This is a genomic window from Aeromonas sp. 600282, from assembly GCF_049175755.1.
Classification (GTDB): domain Bacteria; phylum Pseudomonadota; class Gammaproteobacteria; order Enterobacterales; family Aeromonadaceae; genus Aeromonas; species Aeromonas veronii_A.
Genome location: NZ_JAAKVR010000008.1, coordinates 1 through 23,987, shown reverse-complemented (window position 1 = coordinate 23,987; position 23,987 = coordinate 1). Strand labels below are relative to the sequence as shown.

General features: G+C 48.7%; 21 protein-coding genes. 6 read left to right on the top strand and 15 right to left on the bottom strand.

Annotated features, from left to right (window positions below):
• Window positions 1-5: 5 nt before the first annotated feature.
• The 15 genes from G5137_RS09445 to G5137_RS09375 form a co-directional block, all read right to left on the bottom strand.
• Complete coding sequence (locus G5137_RS09445) at window positions 6-656, bottom strand: acetyltransferase (RefSeq protein ID WP_421255281.1); 651 nt, start codon at window positions 654-656, stop codon at window positions 6-8.
• The gene (locus tag G5137_RS09440; protein ID WP_421255280.1) at window positions 628-2,268 is read right to left on the bottom strand and encodes a glycosyltransferase; all 1,641 of its coding nucleotides are present in this window, start codon (window positions 2,266-2,268) and stop codon (window positions 628-630) included. The genes G5137_RS09445 and G5137_RS09440 overlap by 29 nt, the downstream gene beginning before the upstream one ends.
• A complete protein-coding gene (locus tag G5137_RS09435; protein WP_421255279.1) occupies window positions 2,259-4,544 on the bottom strand; it encodes a glycosyltransferase in 2,286 nt (761 codons plus the stop codon). Before G5137_RS09435 ends, G5137_RS09440 begins: the two co-directional genes overlap by 10 nt.
• Window positions 4,541-5,299: an ABC transporter ATP-binding protein gene (locus tag G5137_RS09430; RefSeq protein ID WP_108539993.1), complete on the bottom strand. Its 759-nt coding sequence runs from the start codon at window positions 5,297-5,299 to the stop codon at window positions 4,541-4,543. The genes G5137_RS09435 and G5137_RS09430 overlap by 4 nt, the downstream gene beginning before the upstream one ends.
• The gene (locus G5137_RS09425) at window positions 5,296-6,081 is read right to left on the bottom strand and encodes an ABC transporter permease (RefSeq protein WP_108539995.1); all 786 of its coding nucleotides are present in this window, start codon (window positions 6,079-6,081) and stop codon (window positions 5,296-5,298) included. Before G5137_RS09425 ends, G5137_RS09430 begins: the two co-directional genes overlap by 4 nt.
• A gap of 63 nt (window positions 6,082-6,144) precedes the next feature.
• Window positions 6,145-7,233: a DegT/DnrJ/EryC1/StrS family aminotransferase gene (locus G5137_RS09420; RefSeq protein WP_421205821.1), complete on the bottom strand. Its 1,089-nt coding sequence runs from the start codon at window positions 7,231-7,233 to the stop codon at window positions 6,145-6,147.
• Window positions 7,234-7,235: 2 nt separating this feature from the next.
• Window positions 7,236-8,357 (bottom strand): GDP-mannose 4,6-dehydratase, encoded by a 1,122-nt coding sequence (gene gmd, locus G5137_RS09415; protein ID WP_108540000.1) that lies wholly within the window; start codon window positions 8,355-8,357, stop codon window positions 7,236-7,238.
• Window positions 8,358-8,371: 14 nt separating this feature from the next.
• Window positions 8,372-9,781, bottom strand: coding sequence for a phosphomannomutase CpsG (locus tag G5137_RS09410; protein WP_302055988.1), 1,410 nt, complete (start codon window positions 9,779-9,781; stop codon window positions 8,372-8,374).
• Entirely contained in the window at window positions 9,762-11,159 is a 1,398-nt protein-coding gene (locus G5137_RS09405) for a mannose-1-phosphate guanylyltransferase/mannose-6-phosphate isomerase (RefSeq protein ID WP_421205822.1), read from the bottom strand. The genes G5137_RS09410 and G5137_RS09405 overlap by 20 nt, the downstream gene beginning before the upstream one ends.
• A 38-nt stretch (window positions 11,160-11,197) precedes the next feature.
• Entirely contained in the window at window positions 11,198-11,743 is a 546-nt protein-coding gene (gene rfbC, locus G5137_RS09400) for a dTDP-4-dehydrorhamnose 3,5-epimerase (protein WP_216954296.1), read from the bottom strand.
• 62 nt (window positions 11,744-11,805) lie between these two features.
• Window positions 11,806-12,684, bottom strand: a complete 879-nt coding sequence (gene rfbA / locus G5137_RS09395; protein WP_216954298.1) for a glucose-1-phosphate thymidylyltransferase RfbA — start codon at window positions 12,682-12,684, stop codon at window positions 11,806-11,808.
• Between the two features lie 99 nt (window positions 12,685-12,783).
• The gene (gene rfbD / locus G5137_RS09390; protein ID WP_421205823.1) at window positions 12,784-13,671 is read right to left on the bottom strand and encodes a dTDP-4-dehydrorhamnose reductase; all 888 of its coding nucleotides are present in this window, start codon (window positions 13,669-13,671) and stop codon (window positions 12,784-12,786) included.
• Window positions 13,671-14,777 (bottom strand): dTDP-glucose 4,6-dehydratase, encoded by a 1,107-nt coding sequence (gene rfbB / locus G5137_RS09385; RefSeq protein WP_421205824.1) that lies wholly within the window; start codon window positions 14,775-14,777, stop codon window positions 13,671-13,673. Before rfbB ends, rfbD begins: the two co-directional genes overlap by 1 nt.
• Window positions 14,778-15,366: 589 nt before the next feature.
• The gene (locus tag G5137_RS09380; RefSeq protein WP_421255278.1) at window positions 15,367-18,516 is read right to left on the bottom strand and encodes an efflux RND transporter permease subunit; all 3,150 of its coding nucleotides are present in this window, start codon (window positions 18,514-18,516) and stop codon (window positions 15,367-15,369) included.
• 17 nt (window positions 18,517-18,533) lie between these two features.
• Window positions 18,534-19,727 carry an efflux RND transporter periplasmic adaptor subunit gene (locus tag G5137_RS09375; protein WP_204483894.1) on the bottom strand — a complete coding sequence of 398 codons (1,194 nt, stop codon included), beginning with the start codon at window positions 19,725-19,727 and terminating at the stop codon, window positions 18,534-18,536.
• Between the two features lie 140 nt (window positions 19,728-19,867).
• On the opposite strand from G5137_RS09375, the gene G5137_RS09370 reads away from it, so the two are divergent.
• From G5137_RS09370 to G5137_RS09345, 6 genes are all read left to right on the top strand, one after another.
• Window positions 19,868-20,506 (top strand): TetR family transcriptional regulator, encoded by a 639-nt coding sequence (locus G5137_RS09370; RefSeq protein WP_193859840.1) that lies wholly within the window; start codon window positions 19,868-19,870, stop codon window positions 20,504-20,506.
• Between the two features lie 105 nt (window positions 20,507-20,611).
• On the top strand, window positions 20,612-21,163 hold the full coding sequence (locus G5137_RS09365; protein ID WP_421222158.1) for a class I SAM-dependent methyltransferase: 552 nt from the start codon (window positions 20,612-20,614) through the stop codon (window positions 21,161-21,163).
• Between the two features lie 192 nt (window positions 21,164-21,355).
• Window positions 21,356-22,537 (top strand): dicarboxylate/amino acid:cation symporter, encoded by a 1,182-nt coding sequence (locus tag G5137_RS09360; protein WP_376869679.1) that lies wholly within the window; start codon window positions 21,356-21,358, stop codon window positions 22,535-22,537.
• A gap of 223 nt (window positions 22,538-22,760) precedes the next feature.
• A complete protein-coding gene (locus G5137_RS09355) occupies window positions 22,761-23,075 on the top strand; it encodes a DUF134 domain-containing protein (RefSeq protein ID WP_421205827.1) in 315 nt (104 codons plus the stop codon).
• On the top strand, window positions 23,072-23,653 hold the full coding sequence (locus tag G5137_RS09350; RefSeq protein WP_421205828.1) for a NifB/NifX family molybdenum-iron cluster-binding protein: 582 nt from the start codon (window positions 23,072-23,074) through the stop codon (window positions 23,651-23,653). Before G5137_RS09355 ends, G5137_RS09350 begins: the two co-directional genes overlap by 4 nt.
• A gap of 43 nt (window positions 23,654-23,696) precedes the next feature.
• On the top strand, window positions 23,697-23,882 hold the full coding sequence (locus tag G5137_RS09345) for a hypothetical protein (protein ID WP_005338109.1): 186 nt from the start codon (window positions 23,697-23,699) through the stop codon (window positions 23,880-23,882).
• Window positions 23,883-23,987 lie beyond the last annotated feature (105 nt).

Genomic DNA, 23,987 nt, shown 5'->3' with positions numbered 1-23,987 from the left:
AGATGTTATTTATATTTCTTTGCTGGCACACCCAAATAAATTCCGGGCTGATCTATAGTGTTTACAACACACGCACCGGCACCAACAGTAATCTCGTCGCGAACAGTAATATTGTTGATTATAGTCGCGCCAGCACCTATAAAACATAACGTCCCAATATTAACTGAACCTGCCACTGTACTGTTGACCGATACATGCGTAAATTCCTCAACACAGACGTCATGTTCAATTATTGCACCTGAATTGATAATGCATCCCTCACCAATTTTAACTGAAGGACCAATGTGCCCATGATGACCGACGAATGTTCCTTTACCTATGATAGAGTTAATACCAATCGTGGCTGTGGCAGAAATCAAGGTGGCAACTTGCCACCCCATTTTCCCCAATATCTCTAACTGTAACTTTCTTTTATGATTATCACCTACTGCAGAAAAAAAAATCCACTCATCGGGAGAGATTACATCCCATGAAGGAAAAACTGGATAACCCAAAATACTCTCGCCAGGTTTTGCATTATCATCAATAAAGCATAACGTTGAAAATCCTAACGACAATGCTACATCAGCCACACTTCTTGCATGTCCACCACATCCTAAAATGGCCAACTTCTTTGAATCTACCACATTATTTCTCCAAGCAACTAATACGCTCAAGTATATCGATATGCTCATTTACAACATCAGACCATGTACGCATTGATAACTGATCGTATATCTGCAACTGTTTTCGTAGTAAGATGTCCTTATGGTGGAGTGCCCATTCTATTCTCTTAGCCATATCTCTCCAATCATATGGATCAAAAAATGTCATTTCCTGTAACTCAGGGTCAGTAAGAATTTCTTCAGTTACAGGAATACGAGCCATAACAACTGGTGTATTAACAGATAACGCCTCAGTAAATGTAAATGGACACCCACCTTCACTTAGACTTGGATTAACTGCCAAACTTGCCAATTTATAACAAGCTGCGAGCTCTTGCATTGTTAGTCCATGCAGAAATAAAATTTCGTGTTGCAGATTGTGACTAATAACAAATTCTTTTACTTCAGGCATAACACTAACACTGCCGGTAACGATCAGTTTGTGCTGAACGAATTTTTTTCGTAAAAGATACTCATACGCTTTGAATAAACTTATTATGTTTTTATTTGGCCTGATCTGGCTAGCATAAAAAACAAACTCTACATCTTTATTTTTAAATATTGAAACATAATTCTGCTCATTCGATTTGCGAATAGCGGACATGAGTAACGACTTGGCATAATGGGTAGTTGCCTCTTCATTATCTGGTAGACCAGTAATATTAATGAAGCTATCAACTTTATTAGCGGCGTGATGTACTACAGACACCTTGTCCATTGATACTTGATAGCCATCAATAAGTGTATTCCATTTTACCACTTCACTATAAGTTACAAAGTGATCCCCTGTTCTGATAGCCTCTTCTAACAATTTAAACGTCGATAGAGTTCTATCACCACCAATTTGAGAAAAGGCCACGGGAAACTCTCGTAAAACAACATCAGGTACACACATTAATCGAGGGGAATCGATCTTGTTAAACTCAGGCCAATAGGCTGTTGGACAATACCATGCAGATATATCATGCATACTATCGATTAATGCGCTTATACGCTTCCCTTCCACCAACTCCATGTTACGGTAGAGACGCAATACAAATCCATCATCTTTAGGCGAGTAAATCATTTTCATGAAACGGCCTATGTACTTGGAAAACCTGCCCAGCACAATTAGTTTCAATCTACGAATAAAAAAGAACGCCAATAAAAAAGGAAACGAAAAAATAAAAAATAATGGGGAAATGATTAAAGCCAGCAGAAATAACAAACTCCCTTCAATGCCTAAAAGGATCAGATCCAATTTTGTGTATGCATTTAACAAACGCTTTTCCACATAATGGAAAATATTTTCCTTCAAGCTAGCAACCAACTCCAGTAAAAACGATTTGAGTGTTTTTCTTTTTTGTCTTTTCGTTTTACGGTTAATGTACCAATGGTAAAGATCCAGTAAAAGTGGTCTTTTATCTGGCGAGCGAATCGAAAAACTGTCATGTGGTACATTCTCACTATCAAAAAGGTCATATAGATCTTTCGTAGACCAACTAGGACAAACCAAGGTAAACTTTACATCATCACGTGCTGCAGCACCTTTAAGAAAGGCAGCCAAGTAACGACCAAGTCCCTCCTTTCGTAAATCAACAGATGGGGCATAGCAAAGATAAATTCCAAATTTTCTCACAGACATTCGCGTATTACCCCCCAATAATGCTTAGCCAGATTTTTCGCTCGTTGTTCTTTCAGTATATCTTTACTAGGCAAATTTTTTCGAAGATGCAAAGCTTGCTCTTCTATATATTTTAGCTGCCAAGCCATTTGCTCCGGCGAGTTTGCATCAGACCATGTTAAATTAAGTGAAAACTGTCTATCTATTTCACGCATTGCCGGATAATCAGAGGAGAGTGCAGGTATATTCAGATAGGCAGCCTCAATAACCGAAAAGGTACCATTATCAATGCGCGCAGGATGCCATATAAATGCTGCTTTTTTTAGTGCTTTTTTATATTCTAAATCGGATAACTCACCACATAATTTTATCTTACGTTTCAATGACTCACTATTATCAACAGTTCTCACAAACTCGCTCAAATATGAAAGTTTACTTTCCATTATACTCTGAGTATTAACTCCAGTAATAAAGCATGTAAGAGAACCGGCTAGCTGATTATAATAAATTTCTAATGCTTTGACAGCATTGAGATGATTCTTATGTGGACTGAGATTAGTTGTCCAAATGAAATAATCGCCAACAGCTTTTTGCTGCTCATCTGAAAACGAAAAGTCAGGTGCCAACATAGGTAACCTAGCAATTCTGTCAGACTCAATACCAGCATATTGTTGCGCATCTCGGCAAGTAAACTCAGTAGTAACCAAGACTCGCTCAGCTTGTGTTGCTGCTTTCAAGTAGGGATGATCAGCACCTCCTTGCAAAATTGAAACATATCGCTGCAAATAATCGTATACCATCAATACTATCGGTCTTACTGGAAGCAGCGTTTTGTCCAGCCTGTCGGAAACGAAAACCCAAATATCACAATCATAGAAATTACTGATGCTGTCATTGGGCACCATATATGATTCATCTACGGCACACCAGCCATCATGACCAGCATACTGCATAGCACGTGTAGCATCATCTTTAGAAAGATGTTGCCAATAGAAGCTTCTCCTTTGAATTTTTGGATTTAAATCCCGCAATTCATTAGCATGCTCTAATTCATCAATTGTTGGATGCGCAAAAACGACCTCACATTCTTCATTAGCCTGTTGACTACCAAGTAATATGGCATCAGCTAAAAGCTTAGCGCCTCGCAGACTCCCCCCTCGATACTCAATCGGAACAATTACAGCAATTCGCTTTTTTCTAGTAATATATGTAGGGCGAGCTTTCTGCTGGAGGCGATGCTCTTTTAATCCATCAACGACAAGGCTAAAGTTTCTTTTCCATATTGAAGCACAATACTCTGGCATCATTTGCTCAAGAAGCACATGCTGTGTTTTTCTAATATCATTGATTAACTGTTCATCGCCATTTAAAATTTTTCTAATCTTAGCCTTAGCCTCTGCAATTGTTTCACATCTGCCAGGTAAATCCCCGCCACCCATCAAATCCAGCATTCCCCCAGCCATATATATTAATGGCATACCAGCTTGTATAGCTTCAAAGGGATGATAATGTATATGATTTAGTTCAGTGGAATGATAAAACATAACGCTGCATTGTTGCATGTTATCAGAGTGCTCTTCTTTAGATACAAAGCCGAGTACTTTCTTATCATTAACAGCTATTGGCTGCGCACCACCAATGATATAATCAAACTCTTTAAAATCACGAACAAAGGATTCATAAATACTTTTAAAGTATGGAGATGTTCCTATTCTAGGACAGACAAATAGTATCGTCTTTCTTTTTCCAGTCCAATTATTAGGTTGATATTTACCTTTTAAACCAACAGGCAAATAGCATGAGCGCTTTGCTAAATATGGCATTTCTACATCGGAAATATGCTCATAGCCACAACCAAACCAGAATCTTTTCCCCATCGATTTAATCGTTGATACTACATTATCTCCACACTCACTTCTTAGTAAAGAAGAATAATTGTATCCCTTAGATAATCCAAATACACGAAGAATGACGGCACCATTAAAATTTTTAATGGTTGACTTAATTTGCTTTGGGAAGAAGCCAATTATCGCATAATCAAAATATTTATTGACAATATCCCAAGCGTTTTTACTGGGCGACTCATACCAATTTTGTTCATTTAAAATATCAAGTTCATGCCTAGGGATAGTCAATTTATCGTCAAAATCGAATGTAATACTTGCCGATAAATTTCCCTCATCATATGGAAACTTTTTTGGAAGATATATTTCTTCAATACCAAACTCTATTAGCTGAGGTATTTCAAAGTTTCTTAATGTTGAATGGTTAAGCAGCCACAACACTCGATTTTTCATGCTAAATCCAGATTATTGACTCGTTTATAGGCAATGATCGCATCATCAATGGGGCCATCAAAAATGTATTCACCATGATGAAATACAATCCCTCTTGAACAAATATTTTTCAATGCGCTGAAATCATGTGATGCTAAAACTAGTATTTCAGCATTCTCAATCAAACTCATTATTCTGCTTTTAGCCTTTGCCATAAACTGAGCATCACCAGCACCAATCACTTCATCTAGGAGCAAAATATCGCCACCAACTGCTGTGGATATAGCAAATGCTAGTCTTACCTGCATGCCTGCAGAGTAAGTTTTAATTGGATAATCAATAAACTCACCCAAACCAGCAAACTCAACGATCTCATTTTCTTTCTCTTTCATAAAAGTCGGAGAGAGGCCAAGCAGAAGACCACGATAGAGAATATTCTCTCGGCCTGTTGCATCAGGTTCAAAACCTAGACTCAAATCAAAAAGAGAACGAACTTGCCCTTCAACAATTAATTTACCACTAGATATAGGATAGAGACCTGCCACCGTTTTAAGAAATGTACTTTTTCCTGCACCATTATGCCCTAAGAGCCCGACCCTCTCTCCATTATTTATTTCTAGCGTAATATTTTTTAATGCATGAATATCAGAGACAGAACGCTCTGCTTTTCCTTTTTTAAAAGCAGCAGAGAAAAGAGACTTTAGTGACCGCTCTTTGTAAGCTACTGATGCATAATGAAGGTTAACATTCTCAAGTTTAATTTTATTCTTTTTCATAGGTAGAAGATCACTTTTTTCTCTGCATTTCGGCCAATCAGCCACGCAAGCAAAAATAGGAAAGCAGCAGTTATCAGACTAAATGTATAGTTCTCCAGACTCGGCCACTCACCTTTTAGTAGTGGTGCTCTTATAATTTGTAATACATGATACACAGGATTGTAATCGACTAGCCAATCCAATCCGCCAGAACGGAACATACGTTCTTCGAAATATACCGGAGAGATAAACCATATCGCTTGCATGACTAATCCCATCGCATGTGGTACATCTCTAAATCTAACCCCGATATAGGCTAGTAATGTTGATAATGGCCATGCAATAAGTGCCAATATTGGGAAAACAGTTAAGGTGGCTAGCCAGGTTATATTTATATTTTGTGGCAATACAACTATTGACCAAGCAAATAGAGCCAAACTGGCAAGTGCAAGTACTATAATGCTGCTCAAGACAGTTCGTAATGTATATATTGCTAATGGATGCTTGCATTGTTTAATGTAGGCATCTGCTTGCACAAACGCAAGTGAACCACCAATGGTATTGGCTACTACAAAATCCCAGACTATAATTCCTGACAAAATATAGGGTGCATACGTCACTATGTCCGTATTAAACATTTTACTAAAAACTATAGATATTAATAATGTCATACCTAAAGGTTGAATAAATGACCATAATACACCGAAAAAAGACCGCCGCCAACGAGAGCGTAGATCCGATAAAGCGAGATGCTGCCAAAAATATCTAGCATCCCAAATACCCCTAACATAATAAAGACTCATAGAACTCCCACCAACTTAAAATAACCCTTCACCAACGAAAGATGAAGGGTTATTTATTTAACATTACTTATTTAAATAAAAATCAGAAATTACGCTGCAGATATAATCAACATCTTTTTCCAATAATTCAGGGTAGCTTGGTAAATTCATTCCTCTTGAGCTGATATTTTCAGCAACAGGAAATTTATGTTCCGTAAATACATGTGGCATCGTATTAGCTAAAGGAAACAATGGCCTTGTCTCAACATCATGACTCTTTAGAACAGTTCTGAGCAAGTCTCTATCTTGTGCATTCTCGACTAGGATCGAGCACATCCAAAATGAATGCCTGGTATTCTCAATCTCTTTGTGGAATGTTATCGGCAAATGGTTTAATCGACGCTGATACCAACTGGCAATCTCTCTTTTTTTTGCAATTATCTCGTCTGCTTGCTCTAATTGTGCCAGGCCAATCGCAGCACATATATTTGTCATGCGATAATTAAATGCCAACGCATCATGCCAATACTCTTTAACCTTCGAAACACCTTGGCTCTTCAAGTGGCATGCCAAGTCATGGACATTTTTATCCTTTGAAACAACCATGCCACCTTCGCCGGTAGTTATTGTCTTATTTCCAAAGAAACTGAATGTTGCCACATCACCAAATGTACCAACATGCTTATTCTTATAAAGAGTACCGAACGCCTCCGCACAGTCTTCTATCAAAAACAAGTTATGTTTCTTACAAACATCGACTAACGCATCCATATCACATGGTAAACCATAAAGATGCACAGCCATGACAGCCTTGGTCTTTGTTGTGATTTTTGCTATTACATCATTGACATCGATGTTCCATGTATCTGGTAGCGAGTCAACATAGACTGCTTTTGCACCGGTCTGAATGATTGTATTCACTGAGGCAATATATGTGAATGAAGGAACAATAACCTCATCACCAGGACCAATACCTAAAGCAGCCAACGCCAAATGAAGTGCTACAGTACCATTACTCACTGTTGTACAATTTTCTGCACCAATATACTTTGAAAATGCAGATTCAAATCTGTTAATAAACTCACCTTTTGAAGAGATCCATGTTGAATCAAGGCATTCATTAACATATTTTTTTTCATTACCAGATAATCTTGGTTGATATACTGGAATCATAGTCACTCCACACTGACATTAACATCAAAGCCATGAGATTTCAGCAAGGCATGCTGGCGAGCTTGCTGCAAATCATATGCAACCATCTCACTTACCATTTCTGCGAGTGTCGTTTCCGGCTCCCACCCCAGCTTATTTTTTGCATTAGATGGATCACCAAGAAGAGTCTCTACCTCGGCCGGTCTGAAATAACGTGGATCAACACATACGATAATATCACCAACCTTCAATGCCGGCGCCTTATCTCCATAAATCGCCGAAACGACAGCTTTTTCCTCGACGCCGCTTCCAACAAAGTTCAATTCAATACCTAACTCAGCAGCGGCCATTTTTATAAATTCACGGACACTATATTGCACTCCAGTTGCAATGACAAAGTCCTCTGGCTGCTCTTGTTGCAACATCATCCATTGCATCTTGACATAGTCTCTTGCATGTCCCCAATCACGCAATGAGTCCATGTTTCCCATATACAGGCACTTTTCGAGGCCTTGAGCAATATTTGACAAACCTCGAGTAATTTTTCTAGTAACAAATGTTTCTCCACGACGGGGTGACTCATGATTAAACAAAATACCATTACAAGCATACATACCATATGCCTCACGATAATTCACCGTAATCCAGTACGCATACATTTTTGCAACAGCATAAGGGCTGCGCGGATAAAAAGGTGTTGTCTCTCGCTGCGGAATTTCTTGCACGAGGCCGTATAGTTCGGATGTCGATGCCTGATAAAAACGAGTTTTTTTTGTCAGTCCCAAGAAACGAATAGCTTCCAATAAGCGTAAAGTACCTATCGCATCAACATCCGCAGTATATTCTGGGGAATCAAAACTAACAGCGACATGAGATTGAGCACCAAGATTATAAACTTCATCTGGTTGAACTTCGGCTATAATTCTCGTTAGATTTGATGAATCCGTTAAGTCACCATAATGTAGTTTAAAATCAACGTTCTCTTCATGAGGGTCTTTATAAATGTGGTCTACACGTTGTGTATTAAACTGAGATGCACGGCGCTTAATACCATGGACTTCATACCCCTTCTCTAATAGAAACTCAGCCAGATATGAACCATCCTGACCAGTCACCCCAGTAATTAACGCTACTTTCTTGGACATTTTCAGAACTCTCCTTATAAGTTGTTGATCATTTTATGTAATGAATTCAAACCAGACGTTAACTTGCTTATATCGTTTTTGCTTTCAACATTAAGCCTTAGTAATGGTTCTGTGTTTGAAATGCGAACATTAAATCGCCAATCATTCATTTCAATACTAAGACCATCTACATATTCTACCTTGACAGCAAGTGGCGCATAGACCTCTTCCAGCTTCTTTATTATCTCAAGAGCATTATCAACTCTATAATTTATCTCACCACTGCATGGATAGGCTTTAACACGTTCAGCAACTAAACTAGACAATGTGGATTTTTTTAGTGATAGCAAGTTAATTACTAGTAACCAAGGAATCATACCGCTATCACAGTAGCCAAAGTCACGGAAATAGTGATGGGCACTCATTTCACCACCATATATTGCATTCTCACTGCGCATCCGTTCTTTAATAAAGGCGTGACCAGTTTTGCTTTGTACTGGTGTACCACCAGACTTTTCAACGATATCAATAGTATTCCATGTCAAGCGTGGATCATGGATAATTTTCTCATGAGGATTATCTACTAAAAATGCCTCTGCTAATAATCCAACAATATAGTATCCTTCGATGAAATCACCATTTTCATCAAACAGAAAACAGCGATCAAAATCACCATCCCAAGCAATACCCATATCAGCATGATAGAACTTTACCGCTTCCGATGTAGCACTTCTATTTTCAGGAAGCAATGGGTTAGGAATACCATTGGGAAAGTTACCATCTTCCTCATGATGAATTTTTATAAACTCAACAGGAACATTGAGGGTATTGAAACGTCGCTCGATAACATCAAGCACATGCCCTGCTGCCCCGTTACCGGCATTCACAACTAGCTTGAGTGGACGTAATTGATGCGGCTTTATATACGTCAGCAAATGATCGACATAAGCATCTAGTATCGATTTTTTAATCAATGTTCCTTGCCGGGAGGATGCAATGAAGTCACCCTTTTCAGCCAATGCTCGAATATCATTCAAACCACTATCACCACTAATTGGACAAGCATCACGACCAACCAGTTTCATGCCATTGTAATCCATAGGATTATGACTGGCCGTCACTTCTATAGCACCATCAATGTCTAACGTAAATGCTGCAAAATAGGTTTCTTCAGTCCCCGTAGTCCCTAAGTCGATGACATCACAACCGGCATCAAGAATCCCTCTTGCAAGTGCTTGCTTTAGGCTTTCGCTCGTGAGTCTAACATCGCCTCCAACAGCAATTGTCGTTGCATTTAGATACTGTGCAGTTGCACGGCCAATACGGTATGCAATCTCAGTGTTCAGCTCATCACCCAGTTTTCCGCGAATATCGTAAGCTTTAAAACAAGTAAGATTCATGATGCCCCCTAAATTAAATTCCTTTTCAATAATCAATGATGTCATCTTCACCTAAATATTCACCCGTTTGCACCTCTAGCATAACTAAATCGATGAGACCTGGATTTTTTAATTGGTGACGATGCCCAGCAGGAATATATGTAGATTGGTTAGCAGTTAGCAAGGCAATTTGATCTTCATAGAAAACCTCTGCAACACCAGATAATACCACCCAGTGTTCATTTCTATGATGATGCATTTGCATCGTTAAGCTAGCCCCAGGTTTAACTTCAAGTCTTTTTATTTTAAAACGATCTCCCACCTCAAGTAACGTATAACGTCCCCATGGACAATAGACTGTACGATGTATTTTATATGCATCATTGTTTATCGTCTTAAGGTGATTATAAATTAATTTTACATCCTGACTACTTTCTTTGTGAGCGACCAATAGAGCATCAGCAGTATCAACAATTACTAGGTTTTCTACACCTACAGCACCAATAACCCGATCCTCGCTCGAAATATAACAATTTGAGGTAGCATGTAAAATTGCATGCCCCTGAACGGTGTTTCCATCGTCATCAGCTTGATGTAGTTCACTTATTGCAGCCCAAGACCCAATATCACTCCAGCCTATGTCACATGGAACTACTGAAACATTTCCTGATTTTTCCATCACGGCATAATCTATCGAGATGTCTGGAACATGGATAAATGTGTCAGGGTCCAGATCAATATGCTTGACCTTTTTACTTTGAACCGAATCGGACTTGTCAAGGCAAGCTTTTGTTGCTATCAATACTTCCGGACAATGCAAGTCCATCTCTGCAATCATTGTACTTGCTTTAAAGCAAAACATACCTGAATTCCAGAAGAAGCGACCGCTTTCAACGTACTCAATTGCCTTATCCAATGTTGGCTTTTCAACAAAGCGCAAAACCTCTGTACCAAGAGCTTCAATGTAACCATAACCTGTTTCAGGTATTGTGGGTTTAATACCAAATGTGACTAACCGTCCTGCTTTTGCTAATTCAATAGCGCAGGAAACAGCATCATCGAATGCAACTTGCTCTGTGATCAAGTGATCAGCAGCCAAGACCAACAAGACCGCATCATCGCCATATGTATCGCGAGCATAAATTGCTGCAGATGCTACTGCTGCTGCAGTGTTACGGCCATAAGGTTCAAGAATAAATGAAGTCTGAATTTCATTACTATTAACTTCTTTAAATGAATCTAGTGTTTTGAAATAAAGGTCTCGATTAGTAATAGTTAATACTTCACTGACATCTGATAATTTTGCTCCACGTAAAAATGCTTTTTGTAAAAAACTTTGATTATCCGATAGTTTAATGAATGGCTTGGGATGTTGTTCACGTGAAACAGGCCATAATCTTGAACCGCTTCCACCACACATAATAGCAGGAATTAAGACAGTCATAGATACACCATAATGTATTTAATGTGTTGATATGATTTTCAGAAATGTTTAGCTGCCATAAATGGCTTTGCATTTTTATCTTTAAGAGATAATATAGGGAGCATATCACTCTCCCACTCTATTCCTAGTTGCTGGTCATTCCAACATATTGTATGTTCAAAGTCAGGTCTATAATAATTGGTTGCTTTATATAAAACTTCTGCTGTTTCTGTTCTAGTTATAAAACCATGGGCGAACCCTTTCGGAATCCACAATTGCCGCTTATTCTCAGCTGATAGATGAACACCGACCCATTTTCCAAAGGTCGGCGAATTTTCACGAATATCCACTGCTACATCAAATACTTCTCCCACAACACATCGCACCAGCTTTCCCTGGGCGTGTGGTGATGATTGATAATGCAGTCCACGCAACACGTTTTTCGAGGATTTAGAATGATTATCTTGAACAAAAGTAACAGGGTATCCTACTGCTTCTTCGAACAGTTTATGGTTGAAACTCTCAAAGAAAAAGCCACGCTCATCACCAAATATTTTTGGCTCAAAAATAAGTACATCAGGTATCGTGGTCTCGATTACATTCATCTTCATATCCATATATTATTTAGTTTATTTTACAGGAACCGGTGCACACCCTTAACTCCAACTCATACTTTCGAAACCATCTTTAACAGGTATTGTCCATAAGCATTTTTCGCAAGTGGTGTCGCCAACGTTTTTACTTGCTCTGCATCAATGAATTTCTTGCGATAGGCGATCTCTTCAGGACAAGCGACTTTCAACCCCTGACGGGTCTCGATGGTCTGAATAAAGTTGCTCGCTTCAATCATGCTCTCGTGGGTACCGGTATCAAGCCAAGCATAACCACGGCCCATCATGGCCACCGACAGATTACCTTGTTCCAGGTAGATACGGTTTACATCGGTTATCTCCAGCTCGCCACGGGGCGACGGCGTCAGACTCTTGGCGATCTTGACCACGCTGTTGTCGTAGAAATAGAGGCCGGTTACCGCATAGTTGCTCTTGGGCTCCAGTGGCTTCTCCTCCAGAGAGATCGCGGTGCCCTCTTTATCAAATTCAACCACCCCATAACGCTCGGGGTCATGCACATGGTAGGCAAAGACGGTAGCACCGCTCTCTTTGGCCACTGCCGCCTCCAACTGTTTCTGCAAGTCGTGGCCGTAGAAGATGTTGTCCCCCAACACCAGTGCACAGGGGTCTGAACCGATAAACTCTGCACCCAGAATAAAGGCTTGTGCCAACCCGTCCGGGCTTGGTTGAACCTTGTATTGCAAACTCAGGCCCCACTGACTGCCATCACCTAGCAATTGCTCAAAACGGGGGGTATCTTGCGGCGTGCTGATGATCAAAATATCGCGAATTCCCGCCAGCATCAGGGTGCTGAGAGGATAGTAGATCATCGGCTTGTCATAGATAGGCAACAGCTGCTTGCTCACTGCCATGGTTACCGGATAGAGACGGGTGCCTGAGCCGCCGGCCAGAATAATGCCTTTACGTTTAGTCATGATGCTTGTTTCTTATATAGAGGAAGCATGGCTTTAGGCCACCTTTCCGTTTTATCCCTGCCAGCCAGGGAGGCAGTCACTACATCCCTGGCCAGTAATTTACTTGCCAAGGATCTCGGTCAACATCCGCTCCACACCGACTGTCCACTCCGGCAGCACCAGATCGAAGGTGCGCTGGAATTTGCCGGTATCCAGGCGGGAGTTATGGGGGCGTTTGGCCGGAGTAGGGAAGGCGCTGGTCGGCACCGCATTGAGTTGTGTCACCGCCAGTTCAACGCCAGCCTCTCTGGCTTTGGCAAACACCAGCTGGGCGTAGTCAAACCAGGTGGTGGTACCGGAGGCAATCAGATGGTACAGCCCGGCGACCTCGGGTTTGCGCTGCGCCACGCGGAGAGCATGGGCGGTGCAATCGGCCAGCAACTCGGCGCCGGTCGGAGCGCCAAACTGGTCATTGATCACTGACATCTCGCTACGCTCTTTGCCAAAGCGCAGCATGGTCTTGGCAAAATTGGCTCCGCGGGCGGCGTAAACCCAGCTGGTACGGAAGATCAGGTGACGGGAACAAAGTGCGGCCCCTTGCTCACCCGCAAGCTTGGTTTCGCCATAGACGTTGAGCGGGGCGGTTGCATCGGTTTCCACCCAGGGGCGCTCACCGCTGCCATCAAATACATAATCGGTGGAGTAATGCACCAACCAGGCACCCAATGCTTCCGCTTCTTTGGCTATCGCTGCCACGCTGGTCGCGTTGAGCAGCTCGGCAAATTCACGCTCGCTCTCCGCCTTGTCGACTGCGGTGTGGGCCGCAGCGTTGACAATCACATCCGGCTTGACCAGACGTACAGTGTCGGCCACCCCTGCCGGGTTTCTGAAATCGCCGCAATAATCGGTGGAGTCAAAATCAACGGCAGTGATGCGCCCCAGCGGCGCCAGTGCGCGTTGCAGCTCCCAGCCTACCTGGCCGTTTTTGCCAAACAGCAGAATATGCATCAGGCACGCTCCCCATCATTCTGTGCAATCGAGGAATAGTGTTGCTCAATCCAGGACTGGTAGGCACCGCTCTTGACGTTGCTGACCCACTGCTGGTTATCCAGATACCACTGCACAGTTTTGCGAATACCGGATTCAAAGGTCTCTTGCGGTTGCCAATCCAGCTCTGCGCTCATCTTGGTCGCATCGATGGCATAGCGGCGATCGTGGCCAGGGCGATCCGCCACATAGGTGATTTGCTCACGATAAGAGCCCACCTTCGGCACCATCTCGTCCAGCAGATCGCAGATGGTGTGTACCACCTCCAGATTCTGCTTCTCGTTATGACCGCCGATGTTGTAGGTCTCACCGACCACGCCTGTGGTCGCTACCTTGTAGAGCGCACGCGCGTGATCTTCCACGTAGAGCCAGTCACGGACCTGGTCGCCCTTGCCATAGACCGGTAACGGCTTGCCATCCAGCGCGTTAAGAATGACCAACGGGATTAGCTTCTCGGGGAAGTGGTACGGGCCGTAGTTGTTGGAGCAGTTGGTGACCATGGTCGGCAGACCGTAGGTGCGGCGCCAAGCGCGCACCAGATGGTCGCTGGAAGCCTTGGAGGCAGAATAGGGGCTGCTGGGGGCGTAGGGGGTGGTCTCGGTAAAGAGCGGCAATGGCTCACCGGCAGCCACTTCATCCGGATGAGGCAGATCACCATACACCTCGTCGGTGGAGATATGGTGGAAGCGGAAGGCCGCCTTGCGTACCTCGTCCAGACCGTTCCAGTAAGCGCGAGCCGCTTCCAGCAACATATAGGTGCCGACGATATTGGTCTCGATAAAGTCAGCCGGCCCTGTAATGGAGCGGTCAACATGGCTCTCGGCGGCCAGATGCATCACGGCATCCGGCTGGTGCAAGGCAAACACCCGATCCAGCTCGGCGCGATTGCAAATATCCACCTGCTCAAACACATAACGCTCGCTTGACGATACATCGGCCAAGGATTCCAGATTGCCGGCATAGGTGAGTTTATCGAGATTGATAACGGAATCTTGGGTATCACGGATAATATGGCGCACCACGGCAGAGCCGATAAAGCCGGCACCACCGGTCACGAGGATTTTCATAAATATGTATCTCTTGCGAGGCGTTGATATGATATCAGAGAGAGGCTGGCTATCCACTGATGCGTTATTGAAACACCCAATAGACTGCAATTTAACCAGCGCAAACAGCAGCAAAACAATAAATGAACATTATTTGTGCAAATTGCTGAATAATCTCAAGGCTACCGCCCTTGGGTTACAGCCCCCAGTTTGCTGCTTTTAACCAAATTAGGTCTGCTGTTGGTCATCATGTCCTCCAGCATTTTGCTGTCTTGATGGTGTGTAGCACAGCTTTATGGCCCAAGACCAAGAAAGAGCGGACACTACCTATCCAACCCTATAAGACGCAGATTCTATCTTGTTTCCAGCCGAGCTGCACAGCAGAAACTGACTTGCCCCTCACCGCTGAAAAGGAGTCGATAGAAAACCACCTCACGGCGACATAATTTCTCGAAAAGCAGCAGTATTAACTTAATAATTACGCTTAAGTTACCGTTTTTACGGAAAAAAAATAGAGCGACTTTCCAAGTCGCTCTATTTATTACTCAGTCATACCTGATGTATTTGTCTTATTGTGATCTGCCACCCAGAACTTCAGGGGTTACTTTGCTCAGTCACCTTTTGACTCAACTGCTGCAACCATGCGCGCCTCTTTACTCTTGTGGCTAGTGAAGTAACGCATCACCAGCACGAAGAAGAGCGGGACGAAGAAGATGGCCAGCACGGTGGCGCTGATCATCCCCCCCATTACGCCGGTACCGATTGCATTACGGCTGCTGGCACCGGCGCCGGAGCTGATCACCAGCGGCAGCACCCCGAGGATAAAGGCGAGCGAGGTCATCAGGATCGGACGCAGACGCAGGCGTGCCGCCTCCACCACCGCCTCACCCAACCCCATCCCTTTGTCATAAAGCTCTTTGGCAAATTCCACGATCAAAATCGCGTTTTTCGCCGACAAGCCTATGGTGGTGAGCAGACCGACCTGGAAGTAGACGTCGTTCTCCAGCCCGCGCAGGGTGGCAGCCACAATGGCCCCCAGTACCCCGAGCGGCACCACCAGCATCACCGAGAACGGAATGCTCCAGCTCTCGTAGAGGGCCGCCAGACAGAGGAACACCACCAACAAGGAGATGGCGTAGAGCGCAGGCGCCTGTGAACCGGCCTGCCGCTCCTGGAAGGAGAGCCCGGTCCACTCGATGCCCACCCCTTCCGGCAGCTGTTTCACCATCTGTTCGATGGCGGCCATCGCATCACCGGTACTCTTGCCGGGCGCCGCTTCACCGACGATCTCCATCGCCGGCACGCCGTTATAACGCTCCAGACGCGGCGAGCCGAAGCTCCACTCGGTGCTGGCAAAGGCAGAGAAGGGCACCATCTGACCGGCACTGTTGCGCACATACCAGAGTTTCAGATCTTCCGGGTTCATCCGGAAGGGGGCATCCGCCTGCATGTAGACCTTCTTGATCCGGCCACGGTCAACGAAATCATTGACGTAGGAGGAACCCCAGGCAGTAGCCAGGGTGTTGTTGATATCCGCGATGGATAGCCCCTGCGCCAGCGCCTTCTCGTAGTCGATCTTGATATCGAGTTGCGGCGTATCTTCCATCCCGTTCGGGCGTACCCGCACCAGAGTGGGATCCTGCGCCGCCATGCCGAGCAGCTGGTTACGCGCCGCCATCAGCTTGTCGTGACCGATACCGCCGCGATCCTGCAGGAAGAAGTCAAAACCGGTCGCCGTCCCCAGCTCCGGGATCGGAGGCAAGTTAAAGGCGAACACTTGCGCCTCCTTGATGCTGAACAGGTAACCCATGGCACGGCCGATGATGGCATTGGCGCTGCGATCCGGGCTCTTGCGCTCGCTCCAGTCCTTGAGCTTGATAAAGGCCATACCCGCGTTCTGGCCACTACCGGCGAAGCTGAAGCCGGATACGGTCAGAACGGAGTCAACGTTATCCTTCTCGTTTTTCAGGAAGTAGTCGCGCATATCCGCCAGTACCACCTCGGTGCGCTGCTTGGTCGCCCCCACCGGCAGTTGCACCATGGACATGATGACCCCCTGATCCTCTTCCGGCAGGAAGGAGGTGGGCATCCGCATAAAGAGCACTGCCAACACCGCCAGCATGGCACCGTAGATCAGGCTGTAGCGCACACCCTGCTTGATCACCTTGCGCACGCCGCTCTGATAGCGATTGGTACCGGCATCAAAGGCGCGGTTGAACCAGCCAAAGAAGCCACGCTTGGCACCAAACTCGCCATGTTTCATCGGCTTGAGCAGGGTGGCACAGAGCGCCGGAGTCAGGATCAACGCCACCAGCACCGACAGCACCATGGCCGAGACGATGGTCAATGAGAACTGGCGATAGATGGCACCGGTCGAGCCGCCGAAGAAGGCCATCGGCACGAACACGGCGGAGAGTACCAGGGCGATCCCCACCAGCGCGCCGGTGATCTGGGTCATCGACTTGCGGGTCGCTTCCAGCGGGGAGAGATCCTCCTCGCTCATCAGCCGCTCCACGTTCTCAACTACCACGATGGCGTCATCCACCAGCAACCCGATAGCCAGCACCATACCAAACATGGTGAGGGTATTGATGGAGAAGCCGAACGCCGCCATCACCCCGAAGGTACCGAGCAGTACCACAGGCACCGCAATGGTCGGGATCAGGGTGGCGCGGAAGTTCTGCAGGAACAGATACATGACGCAGAACACCAGGAAGATCGCCTCGATCAGGGTCTGCACCACCTCCTCGATGGAGATCTTCACAAACGGCGTGGTGTCGTAGGGGTAGACGATCTCCATGTTGGCCGGGAAGTAATCCGACAGCTCATTGAGCTTGGCACGTACCTTCTCGGCGGTATCCAGCGCATTGGCGCCGGTCGCCAGCTTGATGGCAACCGCGGCGGTAGACTGGCCGTTGTAGAGCGCATCGGCATCATAGCTTTCGCCTGCCAGCTCGACCCGGGCCACATCTTTCAGCCGTACCTTGGAGCCATCCTGATTCACCCGCAGCAGGATGTCGTTGAACTGCTCCACGGTAGAGAGACGGGTCTGCCCCATGATGGTGGCGGTGAACTGCTGAGCTTCCACCGACGGGGTACCACCCAGCTTGCCGAACGCTACCTGGGCGTTCTGCGCCTTGATGGCCGCCTGCACATCCCCCGGGGTCATCTGCACCCGGTTGAGTTTGTTGGGATCGAGCCAGACCCGCATGGAGTACTGGCTGCCGAACAAGGTGATATCCCCTACCCCGTCCAGACGGCTCAGGGGCTCCTTGATGTTGGAGACCACATAGTCCGCCAGATCGTCGTTGTTCATCGAGCCATCGCTGGAGATGAAGGCCGCGACCATCAGGAAGCTGCTGGAGGTCTTCTGTACCCGGATCCCCTGCTGCTGAACTTCTTGCGGCAGCAGCGACATCGCTTGCTGCAGCTTGTTCTGCACCTGCACCTGGGCAATATCGGGATCGGTCCCCGGCTGGAAGGTGAGGGTCACCGACACCCGCCCCGCGGAGTCAGACTGAGAGGACATGTAGAGCAGGTGATCCAGCCCGGTCATGTTCTGTTCGATGATCTGGGTCACCGAGTCTTCCACCGTTTTGGCGGATGCGCCCGGATAGCTGGCAGAAATACCGACAGCGGGCGGCGCAATGCTCGGATACTGGGCGACCGGCAGTTTGATGATGGCCAGGCTGCCCGCCAGCATGATCACCAGTGCGATCACCCAGGCAAAAATGGGTCTGTCTATAAAAAATCGAGCCATGAAGCGACTACTCCATCCTACTTGTTGGCCGGGGGGTTGGACGCAGCTTGAGTAGACGGTGCATCAGCACCCTGCTCGGCGGGATTGACCACGGCGCCCGGTCGTACTTTCTGCAAGCCAGCCACGATCACCCGCTCGCCGGAGGTGAGCCCTGACTCCACCACCCAGTTGCTGCCGACGACCCGGCTCAGCTGCACGTTGCGCAGCTCCACCTTGTTGTCAGCGGTTACCACCATCACGGTGGCGCCACCATTGGGGGTGCGAGTCACGGCAGTTTGCGGCACCAGCAGCCCTTGCGCCCGCTCACCCTCTTGCAGGGTGGCGCGCATAAACATGCCGGGCAGCAGCAGTTGGTGAGGGTTGGGCACAATCACCCGCAGGGTCACCATGCCGGAGGTCTCATCCACGGTCACATCGGAGAACTGCAGCGAGCCCTCTTCGCCATAGGTACTGCCATCTTCCAGCTGGAAGGTCACCTTGGCTCCCTTCTGCTCGTCCTGGGTCAGCTTGCCCTCGGCGACCAGTCGCTTGAGGCGCAGCAGATCGGCGGTGGACTGACGCACATCCACATACATGGGATCGAGCTGCTGGATGGCGGTCAGGCTGTCAGCCTGCTGGGCAGTCACCAACGCCCCCTCAGTCACCGCGGATTTACCGATGCGGCCGCTGATGGGGGCGGTGATGCGGGTGTAACCGAGATTGATCTCGGCAGTGCGCAGGGCTGCCTTGCTCGCCATGATCTCCGCTTTGGCCTGCTTCCAGCTGGCGTCGGCGTCGTCATAGTCCTGACGGCTGATGGATTTGACCTTGAGCAGCTCCTGATAGCGCTGCGCCTTGAGGCGGGCACTCTGCTCGTTGGCCTCGGCCTTGGCCAGATTGGCTTTGGCGCTGGCGACTGCAGCCTGATAAACAGCTGGATCGATCTGATAGAGCAGATCGCCCGCCTTCACATCGCTTCCCTCGGTAAAGAGGCGCTTGAGGATGATGCCGCTCACCTGCGGACGCACTTCGGCCACCCGCAACGGGGCGCTGCGGCCGGTCAACTCGGTGGTCAACATCAGCGGACCGCTCTGCAGGGTCACCACGTTGACCGCCGCGGGGGGCATGCTGCCCTGTCCATGGGATGCCCCCCCCTTGTCACCACAACCTGCCAGCAAGCCTGTAGCCAGCAAGGCAAGACCAACTGAACGAGCAAGAATATGTTTATGCATGAAACACCTGAGCCTTTGCCAGTCAATGAACAATCAGGGCCGCATGGGCCCTGTTGGTAAATAGTCGAAAGATGAGGCAATATACATACATTCATAAATGTATGTAAGTGACTTTTTGCTTGCATGAGGCACAAATTTCGATGGCCAGACGAACCAAAGAAGAGGCGCAGCAAACCCGCTGCCACATCATGAGCACGGCGCTGGATCTGTTCTGCTCCCAGGGCCTGGCCAAGACCAGCCTGACCGACATCGCCAGGGCGGCAGACCTGACCCGCGGGGCCATCTATTGGCACTTCAAGAACAAGGATGAACTCTTCATTTCGCTCTGGCAGGAGCTCTGCAGCCCCCTCGCCCACCAGCTCGATGCCTGCCTCAATCCAGATGAGCCGGATCCGCTGGGGCAACTGCGCCTCTTCTTCGAAGGGGTGCTCCACAGCTTCATTCACAATCCGGCCCAGCGGCAGATGTTCACCATCCTGTTCAATCTCGAATCGCTGGAGGGGGAAGCCATTTCCCTGCGCGAGCATATCCGCAGCCAGTCCGCCAACTTCTTCCGGGACCTGGAGACCACCCTGGCCAATGCGGTACGGCGGGGCCAACTGCCCGCCAACCTCAACCTGCAGCGCGCCGCCACCCTGCTCCACTGCACTCTGGATGGCTACATCATCAACTGGCTCCACTTTCCGGGGCGGATCGACCTGCAGGGCGAATCCGCCTTTATGATAGAGAGCATGTTCACCATGCTGGCCCAGCCCCACGGGCCTGCCTGCGTCCGCTAACCGGCTCCGGCAACTTCATCACATCCAAATCGGGGCCTGACCGCGCGCTTTGGCAGCCAGGCCCCGATTTGTTACCCTGTGCGCCCCCTGCTTGAGGTAACCCCTGTGCCACACTCTGACGCCATCCCCGCTTCCCGGCCATTTAACGACCAGCACGCCCACGTTCGAGCTGCCTTTGTGGCGCGTCTCAAACCCGGTGCTCACCTGCTCAATGGTCAATGCGGTACGGGGGAGGATCTCTGCTGGCTGCGTGCAGAAGGGTATGTGGTCACCGCCTGTGAAGCGGTACTGGCCGACGCCAAAGTCGCCTCGCAGCAATCCGGACAAGCAGTGCGGGTCTGCCCGCTGGCGAAGATGCACTCGGTGCTCCCTTACGATGGCATCTGGCTGAACCGCCCGCTTGATGGCGACGCGGCCACCCTTGTCCCCCTGTTGCAACAGCTGGCGACCCTGCTCAAAGCGGGCGCTCCGCTCTGCTTCCCCCTGCCCCCAAGCGGCAAGATAAGTCACGCTCAGCTACAGCAACTGGTCACCACATCCGGGATAGCACTGCAACTGGCGCCGATGGAAGCCGTATCAGCCAGTACGTCAGATTCCTCAAGTCAAAACGCCACCCAGTACGTCATGTTGCTGCGTGGCGATCATCAGGCCACCTAACGGGCTAATTCATCACGGATTTTCCCGTTCAACGCCAAGCCGACAGCTAGTCGGCGATCCTGGCTTTCGACAATATTTAACTCGGCGTTAACGCAGAAAAGGCAGACATAACACGGCTTACGTGTTAAAAAGTGTGATTAATATCAAATTTTAATAACAAAACAGACAATACAACCAACTCCGGATTTCCTTATGAAACTTGTCCTGAAACTCATTGCTGGCATCCTTGCCGGTCTCTTGCTCGGTCTCTACGCCCCTGAGTGGGTGGCGCGCGTACTGTTTACGGCCAAGACAGTGATAGGTCAGCTGATCACCTTCACCATTCCGCTCATCATTCTGTTCTTTATCATGAGCGGCATCGCCAGCCTGCCGAAAAACTCCGGCAAGCTGCTGGGCAAAACCGTGGCCCTCTCCTACTGCTCCACCATTCTGGCGGGGCTGTTCGCCTTTACCGTGGCTAGCCACCTGATCCCGCAGTTCACCACCGCCGCCGAGCCCACCACGGCCACGGCCATCAAGCTCGCCTCCTACGTCAATCTGGAGATCCCGCCGCTGTTTGGCGTGATGTCGGCACTGGCCGCCGCCTTCGTGTTCGGCATCGGCATCAGCGCCACCCAGGCCACCGATCTGCGCCGGGTCGCCGATCAGGGCCGTGACATCATCGACCGCCTGCTGGCCAAGGTGATCATCCCGCTGCTGCCGTTTTATATCGCCGGGGTCTTTGTCGAAATGACGGTAGAAGGCACCGTATTCGCTACCCTGAAAACTTTCGGCGTGGTGCTGGTGATGGCGATCCTGATGCACTGGATCTGGCTCTCCGTGCTGTTCGTGGGTACCGGTCTGGCCCTTGGCCGCTCACCGGCCCAGCTCATCAAGAACATGCTGCCCGCCTACTTCACCGCGCTGGGGACCATGTCGAGCGCAGCCACCATTCCGGTCGCTCTGCAATCGAGCAAGAACAACGGGGTGAGCGACGGCATCGCCAACTTTACCGTACCGCTATGTGCCACCATTCACCTCTGTGGCTCCACCATTACCCTGGTCACCTGCGCCACCGCGGTGATGTTCCTCTCCGAGCATCTGGCCATTCCAGGCATCGAGACCATGCTCCCCTTCATCATGATGCTGGGGGTGATCATGATCGCCGCACCTGGCGCGCCGGGTGGTGGCGTGATGTCGGCGCTGGGCCTGCTCACCTCCATGCTCGGTTTCGGTGAAGCCTCCATCGCCCTGATGATCGCCCTCTATCTGGCGCAGGACAGCTTCGGCACCGCCTGCAACGTCACCGGTGACGGCGTGATCGCCCTGTGGGCGGATCGCTTCGCCAACGGTAGCGAGAGCACAGTTCCAGTGGCCGAGGCCGAACAGGCGTAAGCTCGCCGGGATAGCTCGACCATCCTCTGCAAAACCGCAGGCCCGAACCTCTGTTCGGGCCTGCATCGTTTCTGCCACCTTCCCTGCTTTTGTACGTATTCCGCCTCCCCCTCTTTACCCCCCTCTGCCGTAAACAGCACTGGCGCTACCCTCTGCATCAGACAAATTATTGGCATATGCCACATATTAGCGTATAAATGGCTTATGCCAATTAGGAGCCACCATGCCAAGACCCAAGATTGCCCGCCAGATCTGTGGCCGCCCCGCCAACAGCTGCTTCAAACCCAACGGCCGCCCCATGCATCAGCTGGAACAGGTCACGCTGGCCCCTGACGAGTTCGAGGCACTGCGCCTCGTCGACCTTCAAGGAATGCAACAGCAGGAGGCCGCCCTGGTGATGGGGGTTTCCCGCCAGACCCTGGCCAATATCCTGAAAAAAGGGCGCTACAAGGTGGTGGAGTGTCTGAGTCTGGGTAAAGCATTGATGATGCAACCCGCCGAGCCCAACCACCCAACCAGTGGAGAAGAGCCGACATGAATGCTGTCACAACCATGACCACCAACCCCAGCAACAGCGCCATGATGCTGAGTCAGGGGCTGCTGGCTGGCCACTTTACCCGTGCCGAGCAGCTGCAAATTCTTAACCCCGAAGGGAACGTCATCGCCACCCTGACCAACCCGGCCGCAGCCGAAGGCTGCCACGGCAAGCAAGCGCTGCTCGATGCCCTCACCCACTATCAGGTGGGTCAGGTGGTGGTGCGCAATATCGGCGAGCGGATGCTGGGGCGCCTGCTGGCGGTCAATATCCGGGTGCTGCAGTGCCGCTCTGCCCGCCTGCCGCTGCACGCGCTGCTGGCCCCCGCCAATCTGCAACCTCTAACCGAGGCCAGTCAGGGCCGTCCGTCTCGCCGTCATCAGAGCAAGGCGACTATCCGTGCCATCCAGCCCGTCGGCGCAGGCCAGAGTCATAGCCATTGTCATGGTGTTTGCAACAGTGGCTCCGATCACTGTTGCGCCAGTAGTGGCAATCAGGCAGAGAGCCCACTGCAAGGCCATACTTGTTGCCACGGCAGTGAAGGCGCCAACCAGCAGGGCGGTTGCTGCCATCATCACTGATGCCATCACAGTGCATGTCATCACCATCTAAGGAGAAGAGATCATGTCCATCTGGTTGTTGAGCCTGCTCGCCTCGTTCGTACTGATCCTGGCCATGGGCACCATCATCTGGTGGCGCCAATACCAGCTTGCCCAGAAGCGGGAAGATAAAGAGGTACGTCCCTGTGGCTGCTCCAGCGCCTGCGCGGATCACCTCTACCAGATCAGCGAACCGACTCCCAAAAAGTAACCTGAGCGCAAACGCCATAGCCGCAGTTTGTAGTGGTCTAATCATCCCGGACACCATTTTAGGTGGTACAGTCGCCACCATGACCTGAGGTGTTCAATGACAAGA

What these genes read in the sequence shown, in the direction of transcription:
- rfbA (WP_216954298.1), bottom strand. Translation starts at nt 12,684, where the DNA reads ATGACTAAACGTAAAGGCATTATTCTGGCCGGCGGCTCAGGCACCCGT.
- G5137_RS09380 (WP_421255278.1), bottom strand. Translation starts at nt 18,516, where the DNA reads ATGGCTCGATTTTTTATAGACAGACCCATTTTTGCCTGGGTGATCGCA.
- gmd (WP_108540000.1), bottom strand. Translation starts at nt 8,357, where the DNA reads ATGTCCAAGAAAGTAGCGTTAATTACTGGGGTGACTGGTCAGGATGGT.
- G5137_RS09420 (WP_421205821.1), bottom strand. Translation starts at nt 7,233, where the DNA reads ATGATTCCAGTATATCAACCAAGATTATCTGGTAATGAAAAAAAATAT.
- G5137_RS09360 (WP_376869679.1), top strand. Translation starts at nt 21,356, where the DNA reads ATGAAACTTGTCCTGAAACTCATTGCTGGCATCCTTGCCGGTCTCTTG.
- G5137_RS09355 (WP_421205827.1), top strand. Translation starts at nt 22,761, where the DNA reads ATGCCAAGACCCAAGATTGCCCGCCAGATCTGTGGCCGCCCCGCCAAC.
- G5137_RS09425 (WP_108539995.1), bottom strand. Translation starts at nt 6,081, where the DNA reads ATGAGTCTTTATTATGTTAGGGGTATTTGGGATGCTAGATATTTTTGG.
- rfbC (WP_216954296.1), bottom strand. Translation starts at nt 11,743, where the DNA reads ATGAATGTAATCGAGACCACGATACCTGATGTACTTATTTTTGAGCCA.
- G5137_RS09440 (WP_421255280.1), bottom strand. Translation starts at nt 2,268, where the DNA reads ATGTCTGTGAGAAAATTTGGAATTTATCTTTGCTATGCCCCATCTGTT.
- G5137_RS09430 (WP_108539993.1), bottom strand. Translation starts at nt 5,299, where the DNA reads ATGAAAAAGAATAAAATTAAACTTGAGAATGTTAACCTTCATTATGCA.
- G5137_RS09405 (WP_421205822.1), bottom strand. Translation starts at nt 11,159, where the DNA reads ATGACTGTCTTAATTCCTGCTATTATGTGTGGTGGAAGCGGTTCAAGA.
- G5137_RS09375 (WP_204483894.1), bottom strand. Translation starts at nt 19,727, where the DNA reads ATGCATAAACATATTCTTGCTCGTTCAGTTGGTCTTGCCTTGCTGGCT.
- G5137_RS09370 (WP_193859840.1), top strand. Translation starts at nt 19,868, where the DNA reads ATGGCCAGACGAACCAAAGAAGAGGCGCAGCAAACCCGCTGCCACATC.
- G5137_RS09435 (WP_421255279.1), bottom strand. Translation starts at nt 4,544, where the DNA reads ATGAAAAATCGAGTGTTGTGGCTGCTTAACCATTCAACATTAAGAAAC.
- G5137_RS09350 (WP_421205828.1), top strand. Translation starts at nt 23,072, where the DNA reads ATGAATGCTGTCACAACCATGACCACCAACCCCAGCAACAGCGCCATG.
- G5137_RS09345 (WP_005338109.1), top strand. Translation starts at nt 23,697, where the DNA reads ATGTCCATCTGGTTGTTGAGCCTGCTCGCCTCGTTCGTACTGATCCTG.
- rfbD (WP_421205823.1), bottom strand. Translation starts at nt 13,671, where the DNA reads ATGCATATTCTGCTGTTTGGCAAAAACGGCCAGGTAGGCTGGGAGCTG.
- rfbB (WP_421205824.1), bottom strand. Translation starts at nt 14,777, where the DNA reads ATGAAAATCCTCGTGACCGGTGGTGCCGGCTTTATCGGCTCTGCCGTG.
- G5137_RS09410 (WP_302055988.1), bottom strand. Translation starts at nt 9,781, where the DNA reads ATGACATCATTGATTATTGAAAAGGAATTTAATTTAGGGGGCATCATG.